Raw genomic sequence first — 14,721 nt, 5'->3', positions numbered from 1 at the left:
GTGCCGGTTCGGCGGGGGGGGCGCAGCCCCGGCCCCCCCCCACACTTCCCCCGCCCCCCCGCCCCTGTCCTTGTCCGGCCCCCCCCCCCCGGGGGCCGCGCGGCCCCCGGCCCCGCCCCCGCCCCGGGGAACCGGAACCACCGGCCACACCCGGCCCTCGCGGGCCGTCGACCACCTGTGGAGAACCCATGAGCAAGCTCGCCGGAATCCCCCTGTCCGTCCTCGACGTCGTGCCCGTCTTCGCCGGCGGGACCGCGACCCAGGCGCTGCGCGACACCGTGGCCCTCGCCCCCAAGGTCGAGGCGCTCGGCTACCTGCGCTACTGGGTCGCCGAGCACCACAACACCCCGAGCCTCGCCACCTCGGCACCGGGGGTCCTCGTCGGCAGCCTCGCCGCGGTCACCACCACCCTCAAGGTCGGATCGGGCGGCGTGCTGCTGCCCAACCACGCACCGCTGGTCGTGGCCGAGCAGTTCGGCACGCTGGAGGCCCTGCACCCGGGCCGGATCGACCTCGGCCTCGGGCGCGCGCCCGGCACCGACCCGCTCACCGCCCGCGCGCTGCGCCGGGTGCCCGAGCTGGGCCAGGACGACTTCGCGCACCAGATAGCCGAGCTCGACGGGTACTTCGCGCCCGGCTCCCCCGACTCCGGCATCGTCGCGGTGCCCGCCGCCGACGGCCGCCCGGACCTGTGGATGCTGGGCTCCAGCCCGTCGAGCGCCCAGGCGGCCGGCGCGCTCGGCCTGCCGTACGCCTTCGCCCACCAGATCAACCCGCACGCCGCGGCGCACGCCCTGGAGCTGTACCGCAGGTCCTTCCGGCCCTCCGCCCACCTCGACCGGCCCCGCACCCTGGTCGCCGCACTGGTCACGGTGGCCGAGACCGACGCCGCGGCCCGGGCCGCGGCCGCACCTTACCTCCTCGGCAAGATACGGATGCGCATGGTGCCGCGCTTCGACGCCTTCCCGTCCGCGCGGGAGACCGCCGCGCACGTGTTCTCCCCGGCCGAGCGGCAGTTCCTGGACGACCTGGTCGAGCCCCAGCTGGTCGGCGGCCCGGAGACGGTCCGCGAGAAGCTCACCGCGCTGGTGGCGCGCACCGGCGCGGACGAGCTGATGGCGCTGACCATCGTGCCCGACCAGGGCGAGCGGCTGCGCTCCTTCGAGCTCCTCGCCGAGGCCGCGGCCGCGGTGCGGCCGGGGGCCGGCACCGAGGGTGTTTCAGTTCGGCTTTAGAGATCCCCGAGAGAGTCGTGCACGGTCCAGAGTCCGCCAGCCGCCCCGGAGTTCGAATGCGTTCGCGCCGCACCGCCCCGCTCGAAGCCGTGCTGCTGTCCGTTCTCGTGCTCGTCGGCGCCCAGGCCTGCGGCCCCGGCGCCGACGGCACGCCGGGCGGCTCCGGGCCACGCACCGGCGGCCACCTGACGTACGCGGTGAAGAAGGAGCCGGACTGCTGGGACCCGCACACCAGCGCCCAGGACGTGACGGCCTTCGTCCAGCGGCCGGTGTTCGACTCATTGGTCTACCAAACCCCGGACGGCGAGCTGGAACCCTGGCTCGCGCAGTCCTGGCGCACGAGCGAGGACGGCGAGGTCTACACCTTCACCCTCCGCCAGGACGTGACCTTCCACGACGGCACACCGCTCGACGCCGAGGCGGTGAAGGCCAACTTCGACCACATCACGGCCAAGGAGACCCGCTCCCAGTACGCCGCGGGCCTGCTCGGCCCGTACCAGGGGACCACCGTCACCGGGAAGTACCAGCTGGAGGTGCGCTTCGAGCGCCCCTACGCACCCTTCCTGCAGGCCCTCAGCACCACGTACCTGGGCATCGCCTCGCCGGCCTCGCTCAAGGCCGGCGCGGACAAGCTGTGCTCCGGCACCGACTCGGTGGGCTCGGGCCCGTTCAAGGCCGGCGCCTACCTGCGCGGCCAGCAGCGGCAGTACAGCAGGAACCCCGACTACCAGTGGGCCCCCGAGCACGCCGGGCACAGCGGCCCGGCCATGCTCGACTCCCTCACGCTGCGGTTCATCGCCGAGGACACCACCAGGGTCGGCGCGCTGACCTCGGGCCAGGTGTCGGCCATCGACGCCGTCCCGGCCAACCAGGCGCCCATGGTGTCCCGGGATCCCCACCTCGGCATCCTCACCATGGACGTCCCCGGCGTGGTGGACACCTTCTTCCTCAACACCCGCAGCGAGCTCTTCTCCGACGTGCGGGTGCGCACGGCCTTCCAGCGCGCCATCGACCTCGACGCCATCACCAAGTCCGTCTTCCAGGGCACCGGCACGCGCGCCTGGAGCCCGCTCGCCCCCTCCACCCCGCACAGCTACGACGCCGCCCTGGAGAAGAGCTGGCCGTTCGACCGCGCGCTGGCCGGCCGGCTCCTGGACGAGGCCGGCTGGACCGGCCGCGACGCCCAGGGCTACCGCACCAGGGACGGCCGCACGCTCACCGTCGTCGCACCCGTCTACGGCAAGCCGAGCCTCTTCTCACAGGCGGTCCAGGGCGATCTGAAGAAGTCCGGGATCAGACTGGACCTGGCCGCCTCCACCGACGCCACCGAGGTCGCGGGACGGCTGGCCCAGGGCCGCTACGACGTGGTCGAGACCTCCTGGGGCCGCGCCGACGGCGACATGCTCAGCCACTTCTTCCTCACCACCGAGGGTTCGGCCACCGGCCACAACTTCTCCCGGGTCTCCGACCCCGGGGTCGACGACTGGCTCCGGCGGGCCCAGGCGTCCCAGTCGCCGGACGAGCGCGCCGCGGACTACGCCGAGGTGCAGCGCTGGGCGCTCGATCAGGCGGCCGTGGTGCCCGCGTACGTCGTGAAGGCCGCCGTGGGCGTGAACCGGAAGGTGCACGGCCTGCGCCTCGGCAGCTCGGCCTGGCCCGAGTTCTACGGCGCCTGGACGGAGGCCCGCTGATGCCCGCCCTCCTGCGTGTCGTCGCGTCCCGGCTCGGGGGCGCCGTCCTCGTGGTCTGGGGCGCGGCCAGCTGCGCCTTCCTGGCGCTGCACCTGATCCCCGGCGACCCGGTGAACGCCATCGTCGGCTCGAACTCCCTGGTCGGCGACGAGCAGCGGGCGGAGGTCCGGCACCACTACGGCCTCGACCAGCCGCTGGCCGTCCAGTACCTGCGCTACCTGCTCCGGCTGGCGCACGGCGACCTCGGCGACTCCTACCAGCTGCAGCAGCCGGTCTCCTCCGTGCTCTCCGCACAGTTCCGGCCGACCGCCGAACTGGCGCTGTGGGCCACGCTGGTGGCGGTGGCGCTGGCGGTCGCCGTCGCGGTGCTCACCTCGGGCCGCTCCCGGCTGCCGCGCCGGGTGTCGGCCGCGATCGAGCTGGTCGTCGTCTCCACGCCGTCCTTCTGGCTCGGGATCGTCCTGTTGACGGTCTTCTCGTTCCGGCTCGGCTGGCTGCCCGTCTCCGACGGCGACGACGTGCGGTCGCTCGTCCTGCCGGTGGCCACACTGGCCCTGCCGATCGCCGCGGTCCTCATCCCGGTCGTGCGCGAGGGACTGCTGCGGGCCCTGGAGCAGCCGTTCGCGCAGACCGCCCGGGCCCGCGGACTCGCCGAGCCCGCCGTGCGCGTGCGGCACGGGCTGCGGCACGCCGCCCTGCCGGCGCTCACCCTGACCGGCTGGTTCACCGGCACGCTGCTGGGCGGGGCGGTGGTCGTGGAGGACGTGTTCGCCAGGTCCGGGATCGGCCGGGTCACCCTGCAGGCCGTCGAGGGCCGCGACCTCCCGGTCGTGCAGGGAGTGGTCGCGCTGTCCGCGGTGGTGTTCGTCGCCGTGGGCGCGCTGATCGAGGTGCTGTACGCGCTGGTCGATCCGCGGCTGCGCGAGGGAACGGGGGTGACGGCGGCATGACCACCGAACAGCCGGTGCGGACCGGCCCGTTGACGGCGCTGACCGAACGGGTCCCGGGCGTCCGGCCGCGGCCCGGCGTGCTGCTCGCCGCGGCCCTGCTGGCCCTGATCCTGCTGGCCGCCCTCGTCCCGTCCCTGTTCGCGGACGGCAACCCGACCGACACCGATCCGCTGAACGCGCTCCAGCCGCCGGGCTCCGAGCACTGGTTCGGCACCGACCAGCTCGGCCGGGACGTCTTCACCAGGGTGGTGCACGGCACCCGCTACTCGCTCGCGATCGGCGCCGCGGCGACCGGCTGCGGAGTGGCCCTCGCCGTGCTCTGGGGCCTGGCCGCCGCGCTGTCCGGCCGGTTCGGGAACGCCCTGCTGATGCGCATCGCCGACGCGCTGCTCGCGGTGCCCGGCCTGCTGCTCGCCCTCCTGGTCGTCCTCGTCGTCGGCAAGGGCGTGACGGGCGCGACGGCCGCCGTGGCGGTCGGGCTCGCCCCCGGCTTCGCCCGGGTGGTCCGCGCCCAGGCCCTGCTGGTGCGCCGCTCGGGGTACGTCGAGGCCGCCGTCGCGATCGGGGTCCGCCGGTCGCTGATCGTCCTGCGGCACGTCCTGCCCAACACGCTCGCGCCGCTGCTCGTCCTGGCGACCGTCACCCTCGGCGCGTCCGTCTCCACCGGGGCGGCGCTCAGCTACCTCGGCCTCGGCGCCCAGCCGCCGACGCCGGAGTGGGGCGCGATGCTCACCGAGGGCCAGGGCTTCCTCGAACAGGCCTGGTGGATCGCGTTCTTCCCCGGCCTGCTGCTGGTCACCACGGTGGTGACCGTCACCGTGCTGGGACGCCACGCACAGGCACGATCCGAAGGGCGGTCCGCGGCATGACGGAACCACTGATCGACGTGGCCGGGCTCGACGTCAGGTTCGGCACGGGGGGCGGACAGGTCCACGCCGTTCGCGGCGCCTCGCTCAGCCTGGACGCCGGCCGGTGCCTGGCCCTGGTCGGCGAGTCCGGCTCGGGCAAGAGCACGTTCGCCCGCAGCCTGCTGGGCCTCGCCGGACCCACCGCGGCCGTCACCGCGCAGCGGCTGCGCATCTGCGGGGACGACGCCCGGAAGTTCGGGCCGCGCGACTGGCGTGCGGTCCGGGGCCGGCGGATCGGGCTGGTCGCCCAGGACGCACTGGTCGCCCTCGACCCGCTGCGCCCGGTCGGCCGGGAGATCGCCGAATCGTTGCTGACCCACCGGACCGTACCCCGGCGCGACGCCGGGGCGGTGGTGGTCGATCTGCTGACCCGGGTCGGCGTGCCGGAGCCGGCCGAGCGGGCCCGCGCGTACGTCCACCAGCTGTCGGGCGGACTCCGGCAGCGGGCGCTGATCGCCTCCGCCCTGGCAGCGGACCCGGCCGTCCTGATCGCCGACGAGCCGACGACCGCGCTGGACGCCGCCGTGCAGTCCCGGATCCTCGCACTGCTGGGCGAGTTGAAGGCGGCCGGCACCGGCGTGCTGCTGATCAGCCACGACCTCGCCGTGGTCGAGGCCCTGGCCGACGAGGTCGCGGTGATGAAGGACGGCCGCGTCGTCGAGTCGGGCCCGGTCGGCGAGGTGCTCGACCGCCCCCGCCACGCCTACACCCGCTCGCTGCTGGCCGCGGTGCCGGGCGGCCACCCGCGGACGGCCCGGCCGTCCAGCGGCACCGGCCGCCCGGTGCTGCGGGCCGAGGGAGTCGGCAAGCACTACCAGGGTCCGCGACGCAGCCGGCGGACGGCCGTGGAGCAGGTCTCGTTCACCCTGCACGCCGGCGAGGCGCTCGGCCTCGTCGGCGAGTCGGGCTCCGGGAAGTCCACGCTCGCCCGGATCGCCCTCGGCCTGCTGGCTCCCGACACCGGCGAGGTGCGGCTGGACGGCGAGCCGTGGAGCACGCTGCCCGAACGGGCCCGGCGGGCCCGGCGGCACGCCATCCAGCTCGTCCCGCAGGACCCGCTGAGCGCCTTCGACCCGCGCTGGACGGTGGCCCGGATCATCGACGAGGCCCTGGGCGCCGCGGGAACGGCCCGCGCGGAGCGCCACGACCGGACGGTGCGGCTGCTGCGGCAGGTGGGACTCCCGCAGGAACTGCTGGAGCGCCGGCCGCTCGCCCTGTCCGGCGGCCAGCGTCAGCGCGTGGCCATCGCCCGGGCGCTCGCCCCCGGGCCCCGGGTGCTCGTGTGCGACGAACCGGTGTCGGCGCTGGACGTGTCCGTCCAGGCACAGATCCTCGACCTGCTGCGGGAGTTGCAGGACTCCCTCGGTCTGGCGACGCTCTTCGTCTCCCACGACCTGGCGGTCGTCCGGGAGGTGTGCACACGGGTGATGGTGATGCGCGCCGGCCGCGTCGTGGAGTCGGGACCGGTGGAGGAGGTCCTCGCGACGCCCTCGCACCCGTACACCGCGGAGTTGCTCGACGCGGTACCGCGCCGCACCCGTGCGGCGTTTGGTGCTGCCAAAGAACAGCTTTAGATCCGGCCAATGAGCCGCTGCAAGCCTCGAAGGGCCAATTTCGGACACTCTTGCGCCCCGGAGGCCGCCACTCATGCCCGCCACGCCGAGACCGCCGAGAACCACCAGACTGCCCTCGCTCACCGGGATGCGGTTCATCGCCGCCCTGCTCGTCTTCGCCTTCCACACCACCTGGCAGACCCGGTTCATCCCGGGTGGTGCGGGCGACACCCTCAGCACCGTCTTCGCCAACGCCGGCTTCTACGGCGTGAGCTTCTTCTTCGTGCTCAGCGGCTTCGTCCTGACCTGGTCGGCGCGGCCGAACGACACCGCGACCCGGGTCTGGCGGCGTCGGCTCGTCAAGATCTACCCGAACCACCTGGTCACCTTCGTGATCGCCGCCGCCCTGATGCTCGCGGCCTCCGACGTCTTCACCACGGAGGGCACGCTGACCAACCTGTTCCTGCTGCAGGCGTGGGTGCCGCAGATCCAGGTCCCCAACACGATGAACGCCGTCAGCTGGTCACTCTCCTGCGAACTGTTCTTCTACCTGAGCTTCCCGTGGCTCCTGCGCCTGCTCGACCGGGTGCCGATACGGCGCCTGTGGGCCCTCGCCGGAGCCCTCGCCGTGTGCACCGTGGCGGTCCCGTGGATCAGCCTGCACACCCTGCACGGACAGCCGCTGCCCTTCATCGCCGACGGCTCGCTCTCCTTCGAGCAGATCTGGTTCGTCTACTTCTTCCCGCCGGTCCGGGCGCTGGAGTTCGTCCTCGGCATGGTCGCCGCCCGGCTCGTGCTGTCCGGCTCGTGGCCGCGGATCGGCCTGTGGCCGGCCAGCCTGATCGCCGTCGGCGGCTACGCCCTCAACTCGGCCGTGCCGTACCTGTACGGCGTCGCGGGCACCGCCGCCCTCTGGCTCACCCCGCTGGTCGCGAGCGCCGCCGTCGCCGACCGCGACGGCACCCCGACCCCGTTCCGGGGCCGGCTCCTGGTACGGCTCGGCGAACTCTCCTTCGCCTTCTACATGGTGCACGGCCTCGTCGTCACGTACGGGCACCGGTGGCTCGTCGAGGGGCGGAGCCTGCCGACGGCCGCCGCGGCCGCCCTGCTCGTCGCGGCTCTGGCGTTCTGCCTGGTGCTGGCCCTCGCGCTGTTCACCTGGGTCGAGAGCCCGCTCGTGCGCCTGCTCAGCACACCTCGCGCGGAGCGCCGCGCGCCGCACACCACACCCCTTTCCGTCCCCGCCCTGGAGGCCAAGGAATGACCGACACCACGCGAGCCGCGAGCGACGACCGCCGACCACCGGCGTACCCCCAGGCCCGCGGCTGCCCCTTCCAGCCGCCGTCCGGTTACGACCGGTACCGCGAGGAAGGACCGGTCTCCGCCGTCGAGCTCTACGACGGCCGCCGGGTGTGGGCCGTCAGCGGCCACACCGAGGCCCGTCAGGTCCTGCTCGACGCCGCCACCTTCTCCTCCGACCGCGTCCACCGCGACTACCCGGCCACCGCCCCGCGCTTCGAATCCGCGCGCAAGGTCAAGAACTTCATCGGCATGGACCCGCCGGAACACACCGTCCAGCGGCGCATGCTGCTCTCCACCTTCACCGTCAAGAAGGTGCAGGCGCTGCGCCCCGGCATCCAGCGCCTGGTCGACGAGCTCGTGGACGCCATCGAGGCCAAGGGCCCGGTGGCCGACCTCGTTCCCGACTTCGCGCTGCCCGTGCCGTCGATCGTCATCTGCGAGCTGCTCGGCGTGCCCTACGCCGACCACACGTTCTTCGAACAGCAGTCACGGCGCGTGGTCACCGGGAGCACCACCCTGGAGGACAGCGCCGACGCCTTCGCGCAGCTGAGCTCCTACCTCGACGAGCTGATCCGGCGCAAGGAACGCGAACCGGGCGACGGGCTGCTCGACACCCTGATCGCCGAGCAGCTGGCCGTCGGCGCGCTCTCCCACCGCGAACTGGTGGACATCGCACTGCTGCTGCTCGTCGCGGGCCACGAGACCACCGCGAGCGCCATCGCCCTCGGTGTCCTCACCCTGCTGAAGCACCCGGACCAGCTCGCCGCCCTGCGCGACAACCCGGACGTGCTGCCGACCGCGGTCGAGGAACTGCTGCGCTACATGGCGATCGCCGACGGCGTGGCCCGGTTCGCCACCACCGACACCGAGCTGGGCGGACAGCGCATCAAGGCCGGTGACGGGGTCGTCGTGGTCATCTCCACCGCCAACCGGGACGAGGCCGCCTTCCCCGCGGCCGGGTCGTTCGACGTCGCCCGCGGTGCCCGGCACCACATCTCCTTCGGCCACGGCGTCCACCAGTGCATCGGCCAGAACCTGGCCCGGGCAGAGATGGAGATCGCCCTGTCCACGCTCTTCCGCCGGCTGCCGGGTCTGCGGCTGGCCGTGCCGGAGACGGAACTGCCGGTCAAGGAGGCGGGCGGGGTCCAGGGCGTCTGGAAACTGCCGGTCACCTGGTGACGAGTGCCAATCTGCAGACTGGCAGCGGTACCTGACGGATCAGAACAACGAGGAGAACAATGCGCATCACGGCCGACACCGGAAGGTGTCTGGGCGCGGGACAGTGCGTCCTGTCCGCACCCGACCGCTTCGACCAGTCGACGGAAGGCACGGTGCTCGTGCTGACACCCTCGGTGGAGGGGGAGGCGGAGGAAGCGCGGCTGCGCGAGACCATCGCGCTCTGCCCGTCGCAGGCGATCGCCCTGGAGGCCTGACCATGCCCGTGACGGGAAACCTCGCCGACGCGATCGCCGACCACCGGGCCGGCCCGCGCCCGCTCGGCGAACTGCCCGCCGTACCAGGCGTCTCGGTGCGCGAGCTGTTCGTGCCCGGCCCTCCGGGGGCCCCGGACGTGCGGGTGCGGATCTACCGGCCCGACGCCGAGGACGCCGCGCTGCCCGCGGTGCTCTGGATCCACGGCGGGGGCTTCGTCCTCGGCAACGTGGACGCCGCTCACCACGGCGCCGCGCAGGCCGCCCTGCACGCCTCGGCCGTCGTGGTCGCCGTGGCCTACCGGCTCGCGCCCGAGCACCCGTTCCCGGCGGGTCTGGACGACTGCTGGGCGGCACTGGAGTGGACCGCCGCGAACCCGGCCGAGCTGGGCGCCGACCCGGCCCGGCTCGCCGTGGCCGGCGCGAGCTCCGGCGGCTGTCTCGCCGCGGGCCTCACCCTGCTCGCGCGCGACCGCGGCGGCCCCGCGCTGTGCTTCCAGCACCTGAGCACCCCGGTGCTGGACGACCGGCTGAACACCCCCTCGATGGCCGAACACACCGCCACACCCATCTGGAACCGGCCGCTCGCCGAGGAGAGCTGGCAGCTCTACCTCGGGGCGGGGCGGGAGACGACGCCGAAGTACGCCGCACCGGCCCGCGCCGCGGACCTCCGCGGCCTGCCACCGGCGTACATCTCCACGGCGGGCCTCGACCCGCTGCGCGACGAGGGACTCCGCTACGGCCTACGGCTCGCCGAGGCGGGTGTGCCCACCGAAGTCCACAACTACCCCGGTGCCTACCACGCCTTCGGCGGCGCGGCGGCCCCGGAGGACCAGCAGCGGATCGCGGTCGAGCACCTGGTCACGCTGCGCCGCGGGCTGCACCCGGACCGCCGGGTTTAGCAGGGTTTAGAACGCGCAAAGGTCGTCGTTAGCCCCGCTGGCGAGGGTGGTTGCCACCAGGTCGTCGTCGACGAGGGAGCACGTCACAGACCATGCGTAGCGACCACTCCGCACCGATCGCCGTCATCGGACTCGCCTGCCGCCTGCCCAAGGCGCCCGACCCCGCCGCGTTCTGGCAGCTGCTCAGCAGCGGCGAGGACGCGGTGGGAGAGGCGCCGGCGGGCCGGTGGTCCGCTGCCGCCCCCGCCCGTGGCGCCTTCCTCGACGAGGTCGACCGCTTCGACGCCGCCTTCTTCGGGATCTCCCCGCGCGAGGCCGCGGCGATGGACCCGCAGCAGCGGCTGATGCTCGAACTCGGCTGGGAGGCGCTGGAGGAGTCCGGAATCGTCCCGGCCGCACTCACCGGCAGCCGCACCGCGGTGTTCGCGAGCGCCATCTGGGACGACTACGCGGCCCTGCACCACCGCCGCGGTGAGGACGCCGGCGACCGCCACGCGGTGACCGGCCTCCACCGCGGGATCCTCGCCAACCGGCTCTCGTACGTCCTCGGCCTCACCGGCCCGAGCCTCACGGTGGACGCGGCACAGTCCTCGTCGCTCGTCGCGGTCCACCTGGCCTGCGAGAGCCTGCGCAGCGGCGAGTCCGAACTCGCCGTCGTCGGCGGGGTCAACCTGATCCTCTCCCCCGGATCCAGTGCCGACAGCGCCCGGTTCGGCGCCCTCTCCCCCGACGGACGCTGCTACACGTTCGACGCCCGCGCCAACGGCTACGTCCGCGGCGAGGGCGGCGTCGCCGTCGTCCTCAAGCCCCTCGACCGCGCGCTCGCCGACGGCGACCACGTGCACTGCGTGATCCTCGGCAGCGCCGTCAACAACGACGGTGCCTCCACCGCCCTGACCGTCCCCGACCGGACCGCGCAGGAGGCCGTGCTGCGCACGGCCCACGAGCGGGCCGGCACCCCGCCGCTCGCCGTGCAGTACGTCGAACTGCACGGCACCGGCACGCCGGTGGGCGACCCGGTCGAGGCGGCGGCCCTGGGCGCCGTGCTCGGCCGCGGCCGGACGCCGGACGACGCGCTGCACGTCGGCTCGGCGAAGACGAACGTCGGCCACCTGGAGGGCGCCGCCGGACTCGTCGGCCTGCTGAAGACGGCGCTGGCCATCTCGCGGGGCAGCATCCCGGCGAGCCTCAACTTCCGCGCGCCCAACCCGGCGATCCCCCTGGACGAGCTCGGTCTGCGGGTGCGCACCGAGCAGGGCCCGTGGCCACGGGCGGAGCTCCCGCTGGTCGCGGGCGTCAGCTCGTTCGGCATGGGCGGCACCAACTGCCACGTGGTGCTGGCCGATGCCGCGAGCGTGGCCGAGCTGCGCGGAACGGGCCCGGTGAGCACACCGGCCGGCTCCGCCACCGCTCTCGCCGCCGAACAGGGCGCGGACGGCGCCGGACCCGTCCCGTGGCCGCTGTCCGCACGCGACGCCCGGTCCCTGCGGGCCCAGGCCGCCCGGCTCCGCGACCACCTGGCCCCCGGGGCCGGCACCGCCCGCCCGGTCGACACGGCCCATGCGCTGGCCACCACGAGGACGCTCTTCGACGAGCGCGCCGTGGTGCTGGCGGACGACCCCGCCGGGCTGCTGCGCGGCGTCGAGGCGCTGGCCGCCGGCGAGGACCATCCGGCGATCGTGCGGGGGCGGGCGTCCGGCCCCGCGGGCGTCGCGTTCCTGTTCACCGGCCAGGGCAGTCAGCGCGCCGGCATGGGCCGCGAACTCCACGCCGCCCACCCCGAGTTCGCCGCCGCCTTCGACGCCGCCTGCGCCGCCCTCGACCCCCACCTCGACCACCCGCTGCGCGACATCGTCTTCGCCGACGAGGGCACCCCCGAAGCCGCGCTCCTCCACCAGACCCGCTACACCCAACCCGCCCTCTTCGCCCTCGAAACCGCCCTCCACCACCTGGTGGGACGGTTCGGCCTGACGCCGGACCACCTCGCCGGCCACTCCGTCGGCGAGATCGTCGCCGCCCACGCCGCGGGAGTCCTCTCGCTCGACGACGCCGCACTCCTGGTCGCCGCCCGCGGACGGCTCATGCAGGCAGTGCCCGCGGGCGGGGCCATGGCCGCCGTCGAGGCCACCGAGGACGAGGTGCTGCCGCTCCTCGACGCGCGCGTCTCCCTCGCCGCCGTCAACGGACCCCGCGCCGTCGTCATCGCCGGCGACGAACCCGACGTCCTGCGCGTCACCGAAGCGCTGACCGCCCAGGGCCGGCGCACCCGGCGCCTCACCACGAGCCACGCCTTCCACTCCCCCCACATGGACCCCGTCCTCGACGAGTTCCACCGCGTCGCCGCCGGACTGACCTTCCACGCACCCCGCGTCCCGGTGGTCTCGAACGTCACCGGCGAGCTCGCCACCGCCGAGGAGCTCACCTCCCCCGCGTACTGGACGCGGCACATCCGCGAGGCCGTCCGCTTCCACGACGGCATCCGCACGCTGCGCCGCAACGGCGTCGGCGTGTTCCTCGAACTCGGCCCCGACGCCGTGCTCACCGGCATGGGCCGCGAGTCCCTGGCGGGCCAGGACGAGGACGACCCCGTGCTGCTGGCCGCGCTGCGCCGCGGCCGTCCCGAACCGACGACCCTGCTGGCCGCCCTCGCGGGCGCGCACGTCCGGGGCGCCCGGGTGGACTGGGCCGGGTCACCCGCCGTCCGGGGTGGACGTCCCGTCCCCCTGCCGACCTACGCGTTCCAGCGCGAACGCCACTGGCTCGACACCCCGGCCGCGTCCCCCGCGCCCGAGACCGCCCCCGCACCGGCGACGGCCCCCGCACCGGCACCGCAGACCGGGCCGGCGGGCCCGGCCTCGGCGGGCCGCCCGGCCCGACCGGCCGCGCCCGTCGAACTGCTCGACCTCGTGCGCACCCAGACCGCCATCGTGCTCGGCCACGTCACGGGTGACACCGTGGACACCGGCCGCACCTTCAAGGACCTCGGCTTCGACTCGCTCGCCGGGGTCGAGCTGCGCGACCGCCTGCAGGCCGCCACCGGGCTGACACTGCCGACCGCGCTGATCTACAACCACCCGACCCCCGAGGCCGTCGTCGGGATGCTCCACGAGCGGCTGTCCGGCACCCGGACGGACGTCGCGGCGCCGGCCACGGCCCCCTCCCGGACCGGCGCCGACGACCCGATCGCGATCGTCGGCATGGCCTGCCGCTACCCGGGCGGCGTCGCCTCCCCCGAGGACCTCTGGCGGCTCGTCGCCTCCGGCACCGACGCCATCGGCGACTTCCCCACCAACCGCGGCTGGGACCTCTCCGCGCTGTACGACCCCGACCCGGACCACCCCGGCACGTCCTACACCCGCAAGGGCGGATTCCTCCACGACGCGGGCGAGTTCGACCCCGCACTGTTCGGGATCAGCCCGCGCGAGGCCCTCGCGATGGACCCGCAGCAGCGCCTGCTGCTGGAAACCGCGTGGGAGACGTTCGAACGCGCCGGCATCGCACCCGACGGACTGCGCGGGAGCGCGTCGGGCGTCTTCATCGGCGCGACCGCGCAGGACTACGGTGCCCGGCTGCACGAACCCGCCGACGGCCTCGACGGCTACCTGCTGACCGGCGGCACCGTGAGCGTCGCCTCCGGCCGGATCGCCTACACGTTCGGGCTGGAGGGCCCGGCGGTCACCGTCGACACCGCGTGCTCCTCCTCCCTCGTCGCCCTGCACCTCGCCGCCCAAGCCCTGCGGCAGGGCGAGTGCGACCTCGCACTCGCCGGCGGCGTCACGGTCATGCCGACGCCCGGCATGTTCCTGGAGTTCAGCCGGCAGCGCGGACTGTCCGCCGACGGCCGCTGCAAGCCGTTCGCCGCGGCGGCCGACGGCACCGGCTGGTCCGAAGGCGTCGGCCTCCTCCTCGTCGAACGCCTCTCCGACGCCCGCCGCAACGGCCACCACGTCCTCGCCCTCGTCCGCGGCTCCGCCATCAACCAGGACGGCGCCTCCAACGGCCTCACCGCCCCCAACGGCACAGCCCAGGAACGCGTCATCCGCCAGGCCCTCCACCAGGCCGCACTCACCCCCGCCGACATCGACGCCGTCGAGGCCCACGGCACCGGCACCCGCCTCGGCGACCCCATCGAAGCCCAGGCCATCCTCGCCACCTACGGACAGGACCGACCCGCCGAACACCCCCTCCTGCTCGGCTCCCTGAAATCCAACATCGGCCACACCCAGGCCGCCGCCGGCGTCGGCGGCATCATCAAAATGATCCAGGCCATGCACCACGGCCTCCTGCCCCGCACCCTCCACATCGACGAACCTACCCCCCACGTCGACTGGACCACCGGCACCGTCGAACTCCTCACCCACGAACGGGAATGGACCCCCAACGGCCACCCCCGCCGCGCCGCCGTGTCCTCCTTCGGCATCAGCGGCACCAACGCCCACGTCATCCTCGAACAGGCTCCCGCCCTGGCCGAGGCCCCGACCACCGAGCCGGTGGAACCCACGCCGACCGGGCCGACGCTGTGGCCGCTCTCCGCCCACAGCCAGAAGGCCTTGCGTGCCCAGGCCGAACGGCTCCGGTCACATGCCGCCGAGCACCCCGAGCTCGATCCGTCGTCCATCGCACGGCAGTTGGCCACCGGTCGGTCCTCCTTGGCACACCGTGCGGCGGTGGTGGCGGCCGACCGCGACGAAGCCCTCGCAGCACTCGACGCCCTCGCCAACGACCAGGACCACCCCGCCCTCCACCGCGG

Annotated in this window: 10 protein-coding genes; all 10 read left to right on the top strand. The window is 74.3% G+C overall.

The genetic code is table 11. From position 1 onward, the window contains the following. Positions 1–188 precede the first annotated feature (188 nt). Positions 189–1,235, top strand: coding sequence for an LLM class flavin-dependent oxidoreductase (locus ACFVU9_RS30380; RefSeq protein ID WP_380448165.1), 1,047 nt, complete (start codon positions 189–191; stop codon positions 1,233–1,235). Between the two features lie 56 nt (positions 1,236–1,291). After that, positions 1,292–2,926, top strand: a complete 1,635-nt coding sequence (locus ACFVU9_RS30375) for an ABC transporter substrate-binding protein (protein WP_387598854.1) — start codon at positions 1,292–1,294, stop codon at positions 2,924–2,926. Continuing rightward, the gene (locus ACFVU9_RS30370; RefSeq protein WP_380448161.1) at positions 2,926–3,876 is read left to right on the top strand and encodes an ABC transporter permease; all 951 of its coding nucleotides are present in this window, start codon (positions 2,926–2,928) and stop codon (positions 3,874–3,876) included. Before ACFVU9_RS30375 ends, ACFVU9_RS30370 begins: the two co-directional genes overlap by 1 nt. Next, a complete protein-coding gene (locus tag ACFVU9_RS30365) occupies positions 3,873–4,745 on the top strand; it encodes an ABC transporter permease (protein ID WP_380448159.1) in 873 nt (290 codons plus the stop codon). Before ACFVU9_RS30370 ends, ACFVU9_RS30365 begins: the two co-directional genes overlap by 4 nt. Next, positions 4,742–6,358 (top strand): dipeptide ABC transporter ATP-binding protein, encoded by a 1,617-nt coding sequence (locus ACFVU9_RS30360; RefSeq protein WP_387598850.1) that lies wholly within the window; start codon positions 4,742–4,744, stop codon positions 6,356–6,358. The genes ACFVU9_RS30365 and ACFVU9_RS30360 overlap by 4 nt, the downstream gene beginning before the upstream one ends. A gap of 73 nt (positions 6,359–6,431) precedes the next feature. Beyond that, positions 6,432–7,601 (top strand): acyltransferase family protein, encoded by a 1,170-nt coding sequence (locus tag ACFVU9_RS30355; RefSeq protein WP_387598847.1) that lies wholly within the window; start codon positions 6,432–6,434, stop codon positions 7,599–7,601. Then, positions 7,598–8,818 carry a cytochrome P450 gene (locus ACFVU9_RS30350; protein ID WP_380448153.1) on the top strand — a complete coding sequence of 407 codons (1,221 nt, stop codon included), beginning with the start codon at positions 7,598–7,600 and terminating at the stop codon, positions 8,816–8,818. Before ACFVU9_RS30355 ends, ACFVU9_RS30350 begins: the two co-directional genes overlap by 4 nt. A 59-nt stretch (positions 8,819–8,877) precedes the next feature. Continuing rightward, a complete protein-coding gene (locus ACFVU9_RS30345; RefSeq protein ID WP_359973423.1) occupies positions 8,878–9,072 on the top strand; it encodes a ferredoxin in 195 nt (64 codons plus the stop codon). 2 nt (positions 9,073–9,074) lie between these two features. Continuing rightward, on the top strand, positions 9,075–9,971 hold the full coding sequence (locus ACFVU9_RS30340; RefSeq protein ID WP_380448151.1) for an alpha/beta hydrolase: 897 nt from the start codon (positions 9,075–9,077) through the stop codon (positions 9,969–9,971). Between the two features lie 92 nt (positions 9,972–10,063). Further along, positions 10,064–14,721: beta-ketoacyl synthase N-terminal-like domain-containing protein (locus ACFVU9_RS30335; protein WP_387598842.1), on the top strand; the 4,658-nt coding region annotated here is incomplete at its 3' end.

It is taken from the genome of Kitasatospora sp. NPDC057936 (assembly GCF_042887525.1).
In the GTDB taxonomy this organism is placed as follows: domain Bacteria; phylum Actinomycetota; class Actinomycetes; order Streptomycetales; family Streptomycetaceae; genus Kitasatospora.
This window is presented reverse-complemented; position numbering and strand designations above follow the sequence as displayed.